The organism is Paraburkholderia sp. (assembly GCF_024281035.1).
In the GTDB taxonomy this organism is placed as follows: domain Bacteria; phylum Pseudomonadota; class Gammaproteobacteria; order Burkholderiales; family Burkholderiaceae; genus Paraburkholderia.
Window position 1 is genome coordinate 56108 of the sequence record NZ_JAMXLH010000032.1, and the last position, 14138, is coordinate 70245.

The 14138-nt window shown below is 58.7% G+C and carries 11 protein-coding genes and 1 pseudogene; 1 reads left to right on the forward strand and 11 read right to left on the reverse strand.

Going from position 1 to position 14138, the window contains the following annotated elements; genetic code table 11:
- Positions 1-2 precede the first annotated feature (2 nt).
- From Q0L30_RS11600 to Q0L30_RS11650, 11 genes and pseudogenes are all read right to left on the reverse strand, one after another.
- Entirely contained in the window at positions 3-1091 is a 1089-nt protein-coding gene (locus tag Q0L30_RS11600; RefSeq protein WP_296655063.1) for an asparaginase, read from the reverse strand.
- 228 nt (positions 1092-1319) lie between these two features.
- Positions 1320-3905: a bifunctional aconitate hydratase 2/2-methylisocitrate dehydratase gene (gene acnB, locus Q0L30_RS11605; RefSeq protein WP_296655065.1), complete on the reverse strand. Its 2586-nt coding sequence runs from the start codon at positions 3903-3905 to the stop codon at positions 1320-1322.
- 332 nt (positions 3906-4237) lie between these two features.
- Positions 4238-4531: pseudogene (locus Q0L30_RS11610) on the reverse strand (SDR family oxidoreductase); the annotation flags it as partial.
- Between the two features lie 7 nt (positions 4532-4538).
- Positions 4539-5633 carry a porin gene (locus tag Q0L30_RS11615; protein WP_296655067.1) on the reverse strand — a complete coding sequence of 365 codons (1095 nt, stop codon included), beginning with the start codon at positions 5631-5633 and terminating at the stop codon, positions 4539-4541.
- Positions 5634-5790: 157 nt separating this feature from the next.
- Positions 5791-7092 (reverse strand): MFS transporter, encoded by a 1302-nt coding sequence (locus tag Q0L30_RS11620; protein ID WP_296655069.1) that lies wholly within the window; start codon positions 7090-7092, stop codon positions 5791-5793.
- Between the two features lie 124 nt (positions 7093-7216).
- The gene (locus Q0L30_RS11625) at positions 7217-8128 is read right to left on the reverse strand and encodes a CoA ester lyase (protein ID WP_296655070.1); all 912 of its coding nucleotides are present in this window, start codon (positions 8126-8128) and stop codon (positions 7217-7219) included.
- An 18-nt stretch (positions 8129-8146) separates the two neighbouring features.
- Positions 8147-9394: a CaiB/BaiF CoA-transferase family protein gene (locus tag Q0L30_RS11630; RefSeq protein ID WP_296655071.1), complete on the reverse strand. Its 1248-nt coding sequence runs from the start codon at positions 9392-9394 to the stop codon at positions 8147-8149.
- Entirely contained in the window at positions 9391-9888 is a 498-nt protein-coding gene (locus tag Q0L30_RS11635; protein ID WP_296655073.1) for a MaoC family dehydratase, read from the reverse strand. The genes Q0L30_RS11630 and Q0L30_RS11635 overlap by 4 nt, the downstream gene beginning before the upstream one ends.
- Positions 9885-11132, reverse strand: coding sequence for an acyl-CoA dehydrogenase family protein (locus tag Q0L30_RS11640; RefSeq protein ID WP_296655075.1), 1248 nt, complete (start codon positions 11130-11132; stop codon positions 9885-9887). Before Q0L30_RS11640 ends, Q0L30_RS11635 begins: the two co-directional genes overlap by 4 nt.
- Positions 11133-11134: 2 nt before the next feature.
- Positions 11135-11635 carry a MaoC family dehydratase gene (locus Q0L30_RS11645; RefSeq protein WP_296655077.1) on the reverse strand — a complete coding sequence of 167 codons (501 nt, stop codon included), beginning with the start codon at positions 11633-11635 and terminating at the stop codon, positions 11135-11137.
- Positions 11632-12993 (reverse strand): MmgE/PrpD family protein, encoded by a 1362-nt coding sequence (locus tag Q0L30_RS11650; protein WP_296655079.1) that lies wholly within the window; start codon positions 12991-12993, stop codon positions 11632-11634. Before Q0L30_RS11650 ends, Q0L30_RS11645 begins: the two co-directional genes overlap by 4 nt.
- 185 nt (positions 12994-13178) lie before the next feature.
- Here Q0L30_RS11650 and Q0L30_RS11655 point away from each other — a divergent pair, with 185 nt between their 5' ends.
- Positions 13179-14069, forward strand: coding sequence for a CoA ester lyase (locus Q0L30_RS11655; protein WP_296655081.1), 891 nt, complete (start codon positions 13179-13181; stop codon positions 14067-14069).
- The last annotated feature ends 69 nt before the right edge of the window (positions 14070-14138 follow it).

A 14138-nucleotide genomic window follows, 5' to 3' on the forward strand; every position in this document is an offset into this window, starting at 1 on the left:
GGCTAGTTGTCCGCGCAGGGTCGCAGCGTGAAGTTCGTCGCCACGCCGCCTGTCTCCACGTTCTTCGTATTGCGGATTTGCGGCGTGTGGAAGCGTTCGAGTGCGGCGCGTTGCGCAGGCGTGCCGACGTTCAATTGCGCCAGCACTTCCATGACCGTCGCGTAGAGCGCCGTCGCGTTACCGTCTTCCATCTTCACTGCAATACCGATTGCGCGCCCCATCCCTTGCGGCACGGCGTGGCCGGACGCGCGCACGCCGATCGCGTAGCTGCCGTCGGCACCCACCTTGCCAACGAGCGTGCCCTCGAACGCTTCCATGAGCACCGTGCAGAAGCGGCCTTCGCCCGCAACCATCGCCGGATAAGAAGTCATCGCGCGGTAGATGCGTGCGAGCGCTTGCGTGCGCAACGAACCCGCAGCGCCGCCCGGGGCGAGCGTATCGGCGGTATCGGCGGCATCGGCGAGCTTCGCATAGAGGCGTGCGAGCCGGTCGAGCGGGAACGCGGGCGTCGGCAGATTGCAGCCGTCGATGGCCCATTGCACGCCGTCGTCGGGCAGGTCGCACACGTCGGCGACCGTGTGCTTCACGTGTGCCTGCAACGGATGCCCGGGCAGGTGGTAGTCGGCTATCGGCGCTTCGATGGCGCGTGCGCCCGCGAGCATGCCCACATGCTTGCCTGCGCAATTGCTGCAAACCGGGCCGGGCATGAAGTCGCGTTTGATCCACGAGCGGTAGACGGCATCCGATAACGGCACGTGCCCGCCGCAACGCATGTCCGATTCCTGCGCGGCCACCTTGGCGAGCATCTGGCGGACGCGTTCGATGTGGCGATCCTCGCTGCTGTTCGAGCCGCACATGAGGGCGAGGTCGGCGTCGTCAAAGCCGAAGCGCGCAAGCGCACCCGTTTCCGCAACGGCCAGCGCCTGTGCCGGTTTGGCCGCCGAGCGCACGAGCGTGACGCGGTGCGGATCGCCGAACGCGTAGCACAGCCGGCCATCGGCATCGACGACCGCGACGTGGGCTGCGTGAGTCGTCTCGACGAGCCCGCCGCGATAGACCGTGACGGCGGGTTCGAAAGCGTGCGTTGCCATGATGGATCGACCTTGTCGGGTGTGCGGGATGGGGGAGATGGTACAACGCGTGCGCTAGTGGCGGCGAGGTAGTCACGCTTCGGCGCGACACAAAAAAATAGCGCCGCAGGCTGAAAGCCTGCGGCGCTATTGCGTGATGCTTCAACAAAAACTGCGTAAAAAACTACGGCGATAACTACAAGGAGAACAACTGCGACGAGGACATCGCGCCGTAGCCCAACAACGCGTTTACATCGTCACGCTGTCGGCAACCTGCTTGAAATCTTCGATCTGGTCGAAGTTCATGTATTGATAGATCTTGTCGCCATCGGCGTTGATCACGCCCATGTCGGTCATGTACTCGTCCTTGGTCGGGATCTTGCCGAGGCGCGAGCAGATTGCCGCCAGTTCCGCCGAGCCGAGGTACACGTTCGTGTTTTTGCCAAGGCGGTTCGGGAAGTTGCGGGTCGACGTCGACATGACCGTCGCGCCTTCGCGCACCTGTGCCTGGTTGCCCATGCACAGCGAGCAGCCCGGCATTTCGGTGCGCGCACCAGCCGTGCCGAACACGCCGTAATGGCCTTCCGCGGTCAGCTGCTTCTGGTCCATCTTGGTCGGCGGGGCCACCCACAGCTTGACCGGGATGTCGCGCTTGCCTTCCAGCAGCTTCGATGCGGCGCGGAAGTGACCGATGTTGGTCATGCACGAACCGATGAACACTTCGTCGATCTTGACACCGGCGACATCGGAGAGCGTCTTCACGTCGTCCGGATCGTTCGGGCAGGCGACGATCGGCTCATGGACGTCGGCGAGGTCGATCTCGATGACGGCGGCGTACTCGGCGTCGGCATCCGGCGACAGCAGTTGCGGGTTGGCCAGCCACTGCTCCATCGCCTTGATGCGGCGCTGCAGGGTGCGCGCGTCCTGGTAGCCGTCGGCGATCATGCACTTCAGCAGCGTGATGTTGCTGTTGAGGTACTCGATGATCGGTTCCTTGTTCAGGCGCACCGAGCAACCGGCGGCCGAACGCTCGGCGGACGCATCCGACAATTCGAACGCTTGCTCGACCTTCAGATCGGGCAGGCCTTCGATTTCGAGAATGCGGCCCGAGAAGATGTTCTTCTTGCCTTGCTTGGCAACGGTCAGCATGCCTTGCTTGATGGCGTACAGCGGGATGGCGTTGACGAGGTCACGCAGGGTCACGCCCGGCTGCATCTTGCCCTTGAAGCGGACCAGCACCGATTCCGGCATGTCCAGCGGCATCGTGCCGGTGGCGGCTGCGAAGGCGACCAGGCCCGAACCGGCCGGGAAGCTGATGCCGATCGGGAAGCGCGTGTGCGAGTCGCCGCCGGTGCCGACGGTGTCGGGCAGCAGCATGCGGTTCAGCCACGAGTGGATCACGCCGTCGCCCGGGCGCAGCGCAACGCCGCCACGGGTGCTGATGAAGTTCGGCAGGGTCTGGTGCGTCTTCACGTCCACCGGCTTCGGATAGGCGGCGGTGTGGCAGAACGACTGCATGACGAGGTCGGCCGAGAAGCCGAGGCACGCCAGATCCTTGAGTTCGTCGCGGGTCATCGGGCCCGTGGTGTCCTGCGAGCCGACCGAGGTCATCTTCGGTTCGCAGTACGTGCCCGGGCGCACGCCCTGGCCTTCCGGCAGACCGCAGGCGCGGCCAACCATCTTCTGGGCCAGCGAGAAGCCCTTGCCCGTGTCGGCCGGCTGCTGCGGCAGGCGGAACAGCGTCGACGGCGCGAGACCCAGCGCTTCACGCGCCTTGGCGGTCAGGCCGCGGCCGATGATCAGCGGAATGCGGCCGCCGGCGCGCACTTCGTCGAACAGCACGTCGGACTTGACCTGGAACTCCGAGATCACTTCGCCGTTCTTCAGCGCCTTGCCTTCGTACGGGCGCAGTTCGACGACGTCGCCCATTTCCATCTTCGACACGTCGAGTTCGATCGGCAGGGCGCCGGCGTCTTCCATCGTGTTGTAGAAGATCGGGGCGATCTTGCCGCCGAGGCACACGCCGCCAAAGCGCTTGTTCGGGATGAAGGGGATGTCTTCACCCGTGAACCACAGCACCGAGTTGGTGGCCGATTTGCGCGAGGAGCCGGTGCCGACCACGTCGCCCACGTAGGCGACCAGGTTGCCCTTTTTCTTCAGCGATTCGATGAACTTGACCGGGCCGCGCTTGCCGTCTTCTTCCGGGGTGATACCGGGACGGGCGTTCTTCAGCATCGCCAGCGCGTGCATCGGGATGTCCGGGCGGGTGGTGGCGTCCGGGGCCGGCGACAGGTCGTCGGTGTTGGTTTCGCCCGTCACCTTGAAGACGGTGATGGTCAGGCTTTGCGGCACTTCCGGACGGCTGGTGAACCATTCGGCGTCGGCCCAGCTTTGCAGCACGGCCTTCGCGTTCGCGTTGCCCTGGTCGGCCAGTTCCTTGACGTCGTGGAACTGATCGAACATCAGCAGGGTTTTCTTCAGCGCGTCGGCGGCGACGGTGCCCACTTCGGCGTCGGACAGCAGCCCGATCAGCGGCTGGATGTTGAAGCCGCCCAGCATCGTGCCGAGCAGTTCGGTGGCGCGGGTGCGCGAGATCAGCGCGCAGGCGGTTTCGCCTTTGGCCACGGCGGCCAGGAAGCCGGCCTTCACGCGGGCGGCTTCGTCCACGCCGGCGGGCACGCGGTGGGTGATCAGGTCGAGCAGCGTCTGCTCTTCGCCCGCGGGCGGATTGGTCAACAGTTCCACCAGCTCGGCGGTTTGCTGAGCCGTCAGCGGCAGGGGGGGAATACCGAGCGCGGCGCGAGCGGCCACGTGAGCACGAAAGTTTTCAAGCATGGGGGACCTGCTGAATTGGCGTTTCAGGGGGGAGGCTTGTAAGGCGCTCCGAGGCTGTTCCAGGCACTACTTTGATCGCGATTCTAATTGCAATGCACTGTAGCGTCAAACATCTTATATCTTATATAAGAGTTGGAAAATAAAACCGTTGGAAATCATGGCTGTAAAGACGGGGACGGATTTTTCATGCGCGGTCTGGCTGGCGCGTGGGGTGTGAGCTGCGCTCGGTGGGTTCGAAGGCGCCTGTAAGGTGGGCGAGGCGCTCGGGGGAAGCAGAGGGCGTGGCTGGCGGTATGGACGTTCCGGTTCCGGTATGTCGCGCCGCGAAGTCGCTAGCCGGCTTCGAGTCGTGCTGCTGAAACAGGCTGCACATATTGGTTGGCCGGGGTGCCGAAAGTGAACTTGCCTGAGGCTTGTGCACGCGCAATAGAAACGGCTGTGTCCATCGACGGCGTAGCGGCATTGTTCGCATGCGCTCCGCGTACTTTTCTTGCGTTGGCAAACAGTGCGCCCGCGAGTTTCGTCTTCGTGAGGCCGGGAAGCAGAGCATTCACACGGATGCCAAGGGATTCGCATCCCTTGGCAAACGCCCTGGTCATGTTGACGACCGCAGCTTTCGTAATCGAATTTCAATTAGAACGAGTGACGGATACCGGCAGAGGCAGCGACAGTGGTGCCACTCACGCCGACCAGATTGCCGTTTTCCATCGTGGGGCCGATATGTTCATCGCCATGGTTGCTAACCACAGCAACTTCGCCATAAACGGAAGTCCGTTTCGAGAGGTCGTAGCTCACGCTGCCCGACGCTTGAAACGTATGACTATTCGAATGATCGGGATCCAGAATCCAGGAGATCGTTCCATTCGTGGTGACGAAAGGTGTTATCTCCCACGCCGCACCCACGTTGTAGACGTCGTTCTTGCCACTCGCATTTGCCAGCAGGTCACCACGGAATGTCGTGTAGTTGGCATACACGCGCACCTTGTCGAAACCGTACGACGCGCCGATGGTTTTCGCGATGACAGGTTGAGTAAAGATGAAATTGGGATTGCTTTCCTCCGTACCGCTCGCCTCAACCTGATCGAGCGCACCGGCCACGATCTTCAGGCCGCCGATTTCATACGTGAGCATCCCGGAATAGCAGAAACCTTGCCGGAAATCGCCTGCGTGTCCGCCGAGACAGGTCATGACAACGCCCTTCAGTCCATGGATTTCAGGGCTGCGGTATTCGAAGGCGTTCGGTGAGAACGTACCCGAGATGTTGTTCGCGCTGTACAGCGTAACCAGCGTGCCAATCTGTTGAAACCCACGCGGATCCAGTTCGAACATTGCTTCTTCGAAGGGCGAGAACTGCACACCTGCCCGTACTTCACCGAGGGGGCCGCTGACGCCGACCCAGGATTGGCGACCGAAGAAGCTACCAGCCAGATTGTTGTCGAAGCCACCGTTTGCGAGGCTGATGCCGCTTTCGAGCTTGAAGTTGGCTTTGTAGCCGCCACCCAGATCCTCGTGACCCTCGATGCCCCATTTGGATGGCAGGTAGCTACTGTTCACGAACGATACCGTGGCACCCGCATTCCGACCATTTGCGCCCGGGGTTTTGCTCGTGTACATAATGCCCGCATCCAGCATCCCATACAGCGTGACACTGCCTTGTGCATGCGCTGAAGCAACCAGACCAATACCACTTGCGAGAAGCGCAAAACCGTTTTTCGCGGCTTTATTCATGACGTCTCCATTTATTGTGTACTGCTTATTTTGAAATTCTATATTGAATCTTTACCGCGACAGCATTGGATCGGAACAGATTTGATTACGGAATCAATCCTGATGTGCTAACTCAATCAAACTGCCGACTGCTCGAGCAGCGGCTTACCGTACTTCATTAGTCAGTGAGAGAACAGCCGTTCGTTTCCTTCATGCGCCAAACCGTGACCAACGTAATGAACGAACCAGCCGACACATAGATCAGGAAATAGTTGTCGAGGTGCATCGATTGCAGCCACGTCATCAGGAACGGTGTCGTGCCACCGAGAACGGCAATAACGATATTGATCGGAAGACCAATGCCGACCGTGCGAATTTCCGTTTTGAACATTTCCGACAACGTTGCGGGAACGATAGACGAGAAAAGTGCATACAATACGAGGCCGAAGAGCTCAATACCGGCAATCGACCAGAACGTGGGTTGGACCGAGAGCACGACTGGGTACAGGAATACCGTATAGCAGGCTGCGCAGAAAAGCATCTGGGGACGGCGGCCAATCCTGTCCGAGAGCATGCCGAAAAACGGATGCACCGCCGTGTAGATCAGGAGCGAAAACGAACTCGCGGCATACGCAATGGAAGGCGTGGCACCTGCACGTTGAATTGCATAGACGGGAACATAGACCGCGAACAGATAAAACGCAAACGTTCCACAAATGCAGATACCGATAAGCGTAAGTACCTGTTTCCGGTGATTCGTGAACAGTTCACGAAGAGAACCCATTTTTCGTTTGCCCGCAGCCCGCGCTTCTTCGAAGATCCGGGTTTCGGCCACATTGCGACGCAACCACCAGGCGTAGATGCCGCTGATTGCCGCGATAACAAACGGAATACGCCATCCGAAGGCCATCATTTGATCGTGGGTCAATACTCCATTAAGCAGCCACACGATACCGGACGCGCACATGAGACCAATACCTGTCCCGAAGAACAGGAAGCTGCCGTGGAGCCCTCGTTTATTCGAGGGTGCTGTTTCACCCAGGAAGGTAATGGCGGCTGCGAATTCGCCCCCAGTGGAAAGCCCCTGGAGAAGACGTGCAATCGTTGCGACAATCGGGGCGGCAAACCCGATTTGATTGTAAGTCGGCACGACCGCGAGCAGCAGCGAACCGAAGGCCATCAGTTGCACGGAAAGGGAAAGGGCAGAGCGTCGCCCGCGACGGTCCGCCAGTACACCGAGCAACCAGCCGCCCAGAGGACGCATCACGAAACCGAGCGCGTAAACGCCAAAGGCGGCGAGTAGCTTTGCGCCTTTGCTGTCGCCCGGAAAGAGTTGACCACTGAAGAAGATTGCGAGATTCGCGTATATCGAGAAGTCAAACCACTCGATACCGTGTCCGATGCAACCTGCGATTCGACTGCGTAACACACCGGCCAGGTTTTTTTCATCCCTTTCGATGTGCGAAAAAGACTGTTCCATATTGTCTCCACCATCTTGTTTCTGATGCGTTAAATAATATGTTTCCAGGTGCTCCGGGCGACAAAAAGGGCAATGCAAACTGCGGGCGGAAAGCAAAGGTCTTTGCTTTCCGCCGGTAATGAAATTACATACCGATCAAATCGGCACGCTCTACCAGATTGCGCACAATACGAACAGACGCAATATCGATCATCTTGCCTTCGTATTGCACAGCGCCGAGACCCTGTGCCAGTGCCTCGTCGTAGGCCTTGATCATGTCCCGGGCACGATCGACATCTTCCTGCAGCGGTGAAAACACTTCTTGCGCGAGCGAAACCTGCGCCGGATGGATCGCCCATTTGCCGACCATGCCCAGCGTCATCGCACGACGTGCTTCCTCGCGATAGCGGTCCGGATTCTTGAAGTCCGCGTACGGGCCATCCACCGCATCGATCTTGTTCGAACGGGCAGCGATGGTCAGACGATGGCGCTGGTAGTGCCAGATGTCGCCCGGATAGCCACCGTCGCCGCCGATGTCGCGCATCGACACGCCCTGGCTTGCCGAATAGTCGCCCATGCCGAAGATCAGGCATTCGAGGCGCGGAGTCGAAGCCGCAATCGCTTCAACGTTCTGCATGGCCTCGACTTCTTCGATCAGCACGTCAATGCCGATACGCTTCTTGAGCCCGAGTTTCTTTTCCATCATGGTCAGCAGCTTGTCCACGAACTGGACATCCGAGGCAGACATCGCCTTGGGCAGCATGATCATGTCGAGGTTTTCACGTGCACCCTCGACCACTTCGATGATGTCCTCGTATGCGTATTCCGTGGTCAGATCGTTCACACGGACACAGCGGACCGTGCGACCCCAGTCGAGCGTATTGAGCGCGGTCACGATCTTTTGACGAGCGGGGCGCTTTTCCGAGGGAGCGACCGCATCCTCCAGATCGAGGAAGACATAATCGACGCTCATGGCCGAAGCTTTGGCCATCATCTTTTCGCTCGAACCCGGGACCGACAGCTGGCACCGGCGCAGGCGCCTGATCTTTTCCGACATAACTATCTCCTTAGACTTTTAACGCTGCTCCACTACATTGTTTTTACGCAACTCTGCAATCTCCGATTCGTGCAATCCCAAATCGCGTAACACGCGTTCCGTATGTTCACCGACCAACGGTGCACGTTTCCGGATGCCGCCCGGTGTATCGCTCATATGGACAGGCGTACCCGCGATCACGAGCTTTTCATTCGCGCCCGGTTGTTCCGTCTCAACCAGCATATTTCGGATCTGGAAGTGCTCATCCTCGAAAATGTCTTTGGCTTCGAATACGGGACCAAATGGAATGTGCCCGCCGAAGATTTCAGACAATTGACGCTTGGTCCGTACCAGAGTCCACGCATTCAACAACTCTTCGAGTTCGCCGCTATTGGCGACCCGTAAATCATTAGTTGAAAACTTGTCCTGCATGATCCATTCAGGACGACCCATGCACTCGACCATCTTTGCCCAGAAATTGTCATTCGGCACGCCGAGGCTGATATAACCATCAAGCGCCTGGAATAAACCGAACGGACAGAGCAGGGGATGACCATTGCCTTCACGGCCGGGCGATTTTTTGCCCACGCCGTACTGGAACACGATACGTTCGCAGATAGCCAAAATGGAGTCGGTCATGCCGACATCGACAAATTGCCCCTTGCCGGTCCGTTGTACGGACCAGCAGGCAGCAGTAATGCCGAATGCGAGAAACATTGCGGGGCCGATGTCACCAATGCCGGGACCAATCTTGGTCGGCGGTCCATGACGCACATGGCCCGTAATGCCCATGATGCCGCCCATCGCTTGCGAAACAGGATCATAGGCGGGCCAATCGAGATACTGACTGGCGCCGGAACGTCGGTCACCAAAACCTCTGAGTGCGCCATAGACCAGACGTGGATTGATTTCACTCAGACGCTCGTAACTCAGACCCAGACGTTCCATCACGCCTGAGCGGTAATTTTCGATTACCACGTCCGCGCGTTGGACCAGACGCAAGAAGAGGGCACGTCCTTTATCGCTTTTCAGGTCAATGACCAGCGATTCCTTATTCCGGTTCGTAGAACCGAAATATCCGCCGAAACCACCTTGTTCGAGCTTTAGAGCCCCCTCCAGATGGGGGCCATTGCGACGTGTTTTGTCGCCACCCGGCGGTTCGATCTTGATAACGCGTGCACCCTGGTCTGCCAGCATCATTGTGCAGTAGGGTCCAGCAAGCATAGCCGTCAGGTCCAGTACGATCAGACCATCAAGCGCGCCACGCCCTGCGGACCCCGTACTCATTGCTTCACCCAGTGGGACTTGCGTTTGATCAGGGCCGTGCGCTCAGCCTGAACGCATAGCTTGTCGTGCTGGTTGATGCCATAGTGCTTGAAGCGGACGATACCTGCGTCTTCGCGGTCCGAATCTTCCTTGCCCAGCACTTCGGTGAACGCATACAGCGTGTCGCCATGCAGCACAGGCGTGGTCAGGCGGATCTTGTCGAGCGCGATTTCCCCGATGCACTGCTCTGCCGTGTCTTGAGCAGCGAGACCCAGGACCATCGACAGATTGATGCCCCCGAATACCACGCGCTGGTTGACGAATGCGCCCGGATTCCTGTTCATCACGTCTTCGTTGAAATGGCCTTCCGCCGTATTCATCACCATATTGGTGATCAGTACGTTGTCCATTTCGGTAACGGTTTTGCCCCGGGCATGACGGATCAGCATTCCGGGCTCGAAGTCCTCGAAATAACCGTCTTCGCTCGTGATAGGCGTATTGGCATTCGCGCTCATGCATGTTCTCCCTTGAGGCCCTTTGCTTCCTGGTACTTCTGGAATGCGCGTTCAGCGATCATGCCCTCGACTTCCGACTTGCCGAGCAGGTTGGTCGCGATGATGCGCTGCTGGATTTCCGACGTGCCTTCGAAAATCTTGGTCAGGCGAGCATCGCGCCAGTAGCGTTCAATCGGGAACAGCTTCGTATAGCCGGCGCCGCCAAAAATCTGCAATGCTTCGGAGGTCACGCGTTCAGCCATTTCCGTGGCGAAGTACTTCACCATCGAGGCTTCCTTGTCGCAACGCCGGCCACTGTCGATTTCGTTGCACACGTAGTAGAGCAGCTGGCGCGCGGCCTCGATCTCGGTGGCCATCGTCGCGATCTTGAAACGGAGTGACTGATATTCGGCGATGGGCAAACCGAATTGCTTGCGCTGGGTAGCGTATTCGATGGAATCTTCGAGTGCGCCTTGCGCGAGCCCGATGCCGCGAGCAGCCGTATGCGCACGTGCGACTTCCAGACCCTTTGCCATGACGAGGAACGCCTTGCCGGGCTCACCGAGCAGGTTTTCCTTCGGCACACGCACGCCGTCGAGCGCGAGTTCGAATGTGTTCCAGCCGAAGTAGCCGATCTTGGGAATCTTGTTGCCGGTCATGCCCTTCGGGAAAGAACCGCGCTCTTTCTCGATCATGAAGCACGAAATGCCTTCCCAGCGCTTGCTCGCCGACGAAGGATGGCCGGTCCGCGCGAACACAGCCAGGTAGTCGGCGCCGTCTGCAAACGTGCACCAGTACTTGTTGCCGGTCAGCACCCATTCGTCGCCTTCCAGCACCGCACGGCACGAAATCGACGCCAGATCCGAGCCCGTATCCGGTTCCGACAAGGCGCTTGCATTCAGGAATTCACCGGCAACGACACGCGGCATGTATTGCTTGAGCCGTGCTTCGTCCATCGTCTTCATGAGCCAGCCGCCTTGTGCGCGAGCCAGGATCGAAGCCACGGACATCCAGCCACGGGCCAACTGTTCCGCGACCAGACAGTATTCGAATGCGCCCATGCCGAGACCGCCATATTCTTCGGGCAACATGATGCCGAAATAGCCCATTTCAGCCATCTTCCGGCGCAGTTCCATCGGGATTTCACCATCCGGGCCATCGAGCTTGTTGGCCACGGGCAGCACTTCTTTCATGGTGAATGCACGCGCAGCATCGCGAATCATGATGCGCTCTTCGGTCATGTAACCTTTGCCGTCATTCGACATATTTAGCCTCGCGTGCGAACCAGATTGGAACGTTTGAACTCGATAACAAGTTCGCCGTCTTGATTGAAACCCTTCGTGTGCCAGGTGGTGATGCCAAATCCCGGCTTGTTGCTGGGCAGGCGCTTATCCACGACAGCTGACTCGGAATACAGCGTGTCACCCGGATAAACCGGCTTCAGATATTTCAGTTCATCCACGCCCAGGAACGGGCCGCCACCTTCCGACAGGTCCTCCACGGACAGGCCGAATACCGTGTTGAACACGAGTAGCGGGTTGACAGGAATACCCGGATAGCCGTTGGCTTTCGCGGCTTGCACGTTGGTGTATTGCGGGTTGTAATGCATCGTCAGGATCGAAAACAGCGTATTGTCAGATTCGCTGACCGTGCGCCCCCAGTGGTGTTTGAATTCACGGCCGGGCTCAAAATCTTCATAGCGATTGCCGCGACTGCGCAATACGGCATTCGCCTTCAGATGGGCAACCACCGATTCATTAGTTGTCATCGAATAGCCTCAAATAAAGGGTCTACGGTAGAAAGCTGGTCCATGGTTTCCAGTACGGCGATCAGGCGTCCAAACCTAAGTGCGCCGATGTGCGGGACGACTAGTGCCTGTGCCTTGGTAACGAGCAGATTCCACTGCTTCGTAAGGTCGGTGGCCGGGATGCCGACGTTCGCCTCTTCACGAATCGTGCGGCCATCGACGGTTCGAATTTCGACAAGGGCACCGTTGCGGCCTGCTTCAGGCGAGGTAATCAAAGTGACTTTGCGACGTGCGGCTACATAGCGCGGATTGCGCGCCGTTTCGTCCGTAAACAGTTGCAGCGACGCAGTAGGCTGACCGTCGAGTGCCATTGCCACGAGCTGCTGGATCGCGAACTTGACTTCGAGGCCGGTATTCGGTTCTGCGATGTCGCAGACGCCACGTTGTGCGCCACCGACAGTGATCGTCATCGACTCCAGCGAAGCGAGGCCGATCTCATGTTTCCGACGTGCCTGATTCACCGCCTCGATGGCGGAATGCGTCAGGTAGCAAGCGGCGTGGAACTTGAACAGGGTGCGTTCGATGCCCGTCGCGGCGCTTGCTTCGAACGTGGCGGGGAAGACCGGGGTCTCCCCGGTCTGTGTCGGGCCGAAGCCTTGCGCGCACTCGATGGCGTTCGGGTTGGCAGTAAAGCCCTTCGATGCAAGGCGTGCCGCCATCACACCATTCATCGCTGCTTTGCCCGCGTGCAGCGGCTTAGCCATCGTGCCGAACATGCTCTTGAGGCCTGCGGCCTGTGTTGAGGCCAGACCCAGGGCAATGGCTGTCTGATCTGCATCGAGGCCCATCAACGAAGCCGCCGCCGCTGCAGCGCCCAGCGTGCCAGTCGTGCCCGTGGGGTGCAGGCCCAGACGGTACTGGCTATCGCCCACGACTTGACCGATGCGGCCTTCGACTTCGTGGCCGACGATGATCGCTTTCAGGAGTGCTTTGCCGCTCGACTTTTGTGCCTGGGCAACCGCGAGCGCAGCAGGTGCAACAGGAACGGTAGGATGGCCGTGCATCTGCGAGTTCACATCATCGAAGTCGAGTGCGTGGCCTGCTGCACCATTAATCAGTGCGGCGCTCAGGACGCTCGTCTGAAGGGGGCTAACCAGAAGTGAGCAGGAACTCTCCAGAGTCGCGCCATACTCGCCAGTGAGGATTTTCACCAGCGGTTCCTCAGATGCGGCGACAGTGACTGCCACCCAGTCGAGCAGGGCATGCCGCGCCCATGCAAAGGCATTTTCGCCAGGCATCGATTCGTTGACGCTGCTAATCCAGGTCGCGATGGCACGCGTATACCCGAAGGGCCGACCGTCTTTTGGGCCTTGTTCCATGTCTCCTTCCTTTTCATGTGGTGCAGCAGTTGTTGTGACGAGTATCAAATGCCGATTTGATCGCCTGTATCACATACGTGATAAGTGCACGGGCGTGCAAAACTAATCACATATGTGATGGTCGGAGCGCTTGTCGTGGCTGAAACTGTTCCCGGCCCCCTCTTTTCAACTACATCACGACGATCATGGAAAATTGCCTGCCCCGCCGTTCGGTGCTTTATGTTCCCGGTGTTAATACCCGAGCCATTGAAAAGGCGCGTGCAATTGCATGCGATGTAATCATTTTCGACTGGGAGGATGCGGTTGCACCTTCCATGAAGAGTGCTGCCCGGAAAACTGTTGCCGACGCCTTTGGCACCGGCACTTTTCTGGCCCGGGAAAAAATCATCCGTATCAATAGTCTGGGTACGCGTGAGTTTGAGGCGGACTTGCAAGCCGCTGTCGCCTGTGGGCCTGATGCGATTTTGCTGCCCAAGGTCAACAGTGCGCACGATATTCAGCGCTACGCATACGCCAGGCGTCAGTTGAAGAGAGAGGACAATACGGCGCTCTGGATCATGGTTGAAACGGCTGCCGCTATTTCGAATTTAAATTCGATTATTGAGGTGGCGCCCGGGGCGGGTATCAAGCTCGGTTGTCTGGTGCTGGGAACGAATGACCTGGCGAAGGAAACGGGCGTCTCTACGGCCAACGGTCGCCAATACTTCATTCCGTGGCTCATGTCGATTGTTCTCACCGCCAGGATGAATAACGTCACGGTAGTGGACGGCGTATGGAATGACTTCCGTAATACGGAGGGATTCGATACCGAAGCACGCCAGTCCCTGGAAATGGGTTTCGATGGTAAGACGCTGATCCATCCGTTGCAGGTTGCTCCAGCTAATGCAGTGTTCACGCCCAGCGACGAAGCTGTTGCTGATGCAAAGAAAATCATCGCCGCATTTGACCGTCCGGAGTATGCGACGGCGGGCGTCATCGATCTTGACGGTCGCATGGTCGAGCGCCTGCACCTCGAACAGGCGCAGCGTCTGATTGCCCGGATGGAAGCGATCACGACCCAGCCCCAGACTGCATGAGGCTGGCAGGTTAGTGCGGCAGGGCGTGTCTCAGGGCACACCCTTTCTCGATTTCTACCGCTGATTCCC

Excerpts from the sequence above, each read along its gene's own strand:
- Q0L30_RS11600 (WP_296655063.1), bottom strand. The coding sequence starts at position 1,091 with ATGGCAACGCACGCTTTCGAACCCGCCGTCACGGTCTATCGCGGCGGG.
- acnB (WP_296655065.1), bottom strand. The coding sequence starts at position 3,905 with ATGCTTGAAAACTTTCGTGCTCACGTGGCCGCTCGCGCCGCGCTCGGT.
- Q0L30_RS11615 (WP_296655067.1), bottom strand. The coding sequence starts at position 5,633 with ATGAATAAAGCCGCGAAAAACGGTTTTGCGCTTCTCGCAAGTGGTATT.
- Q0L30_RS11620 (WP_296655069.1), bottom strand. The coding sequence starts at position 7,092 with ATGGAACAGTCTTTTTCGCACATCGAAAGGGATGAAAAAAACCTGGCC.
- Q0L30_RS11625 (WP_296655070.1), bottom strand. The coding sequence starts at position 8,128 with ATGTCGGAAAAGATCAGGCGCCTGCGCCGGTGCCAGCTGTCGGTCCCG.
- Q0L30_RS11630 (WP_296655071.1), bottom strand. The coding sequence starts at position 9,394 with ATGAGTACGGGGTCCGCAGGGCGTGGCGCGCTTGATGGTCTGATCGTA.
- Q0L30_RS11635 (WP_296655073.1), bottom strand. The coding sequence starts at position 9,888 with ATGAGCGCGAATGCCAATACGCCTATCACGAGCGAAGACGGTTATTTC.
- Q0L30_RS11640 (WP_296655075.1), bottom strand. The coding sequence starts at position 11,132 with ATGTCGAATGACGGCAAAGGTTACATGACCGAAGAGCGCATCATGATT.
- Q0L30_RS11645 (WP_296655077.1), bottom strand. The coding sequence starts at position 11,635 with ATGACAACTAATGAATCGGTGGTTGCCCATCTGAAGGCGAATGCCGTA.
- Q0L30_RS11650 (WP_296655079.1), bottom strand. The coding sequence starts at position 12,993 with ATGGAACAAGGCCCAAAAGACGGTCGGCCCTTCGGGTATACGCGTGCC.
- Q0L30_RS11655 (WP_296655081.1), top strand. The coding sequence starts at position 13,179 with ATGGAAAATTGCCTGCCCCGCCGTTCGGTGCTTTATGTTCCCGGTGTT.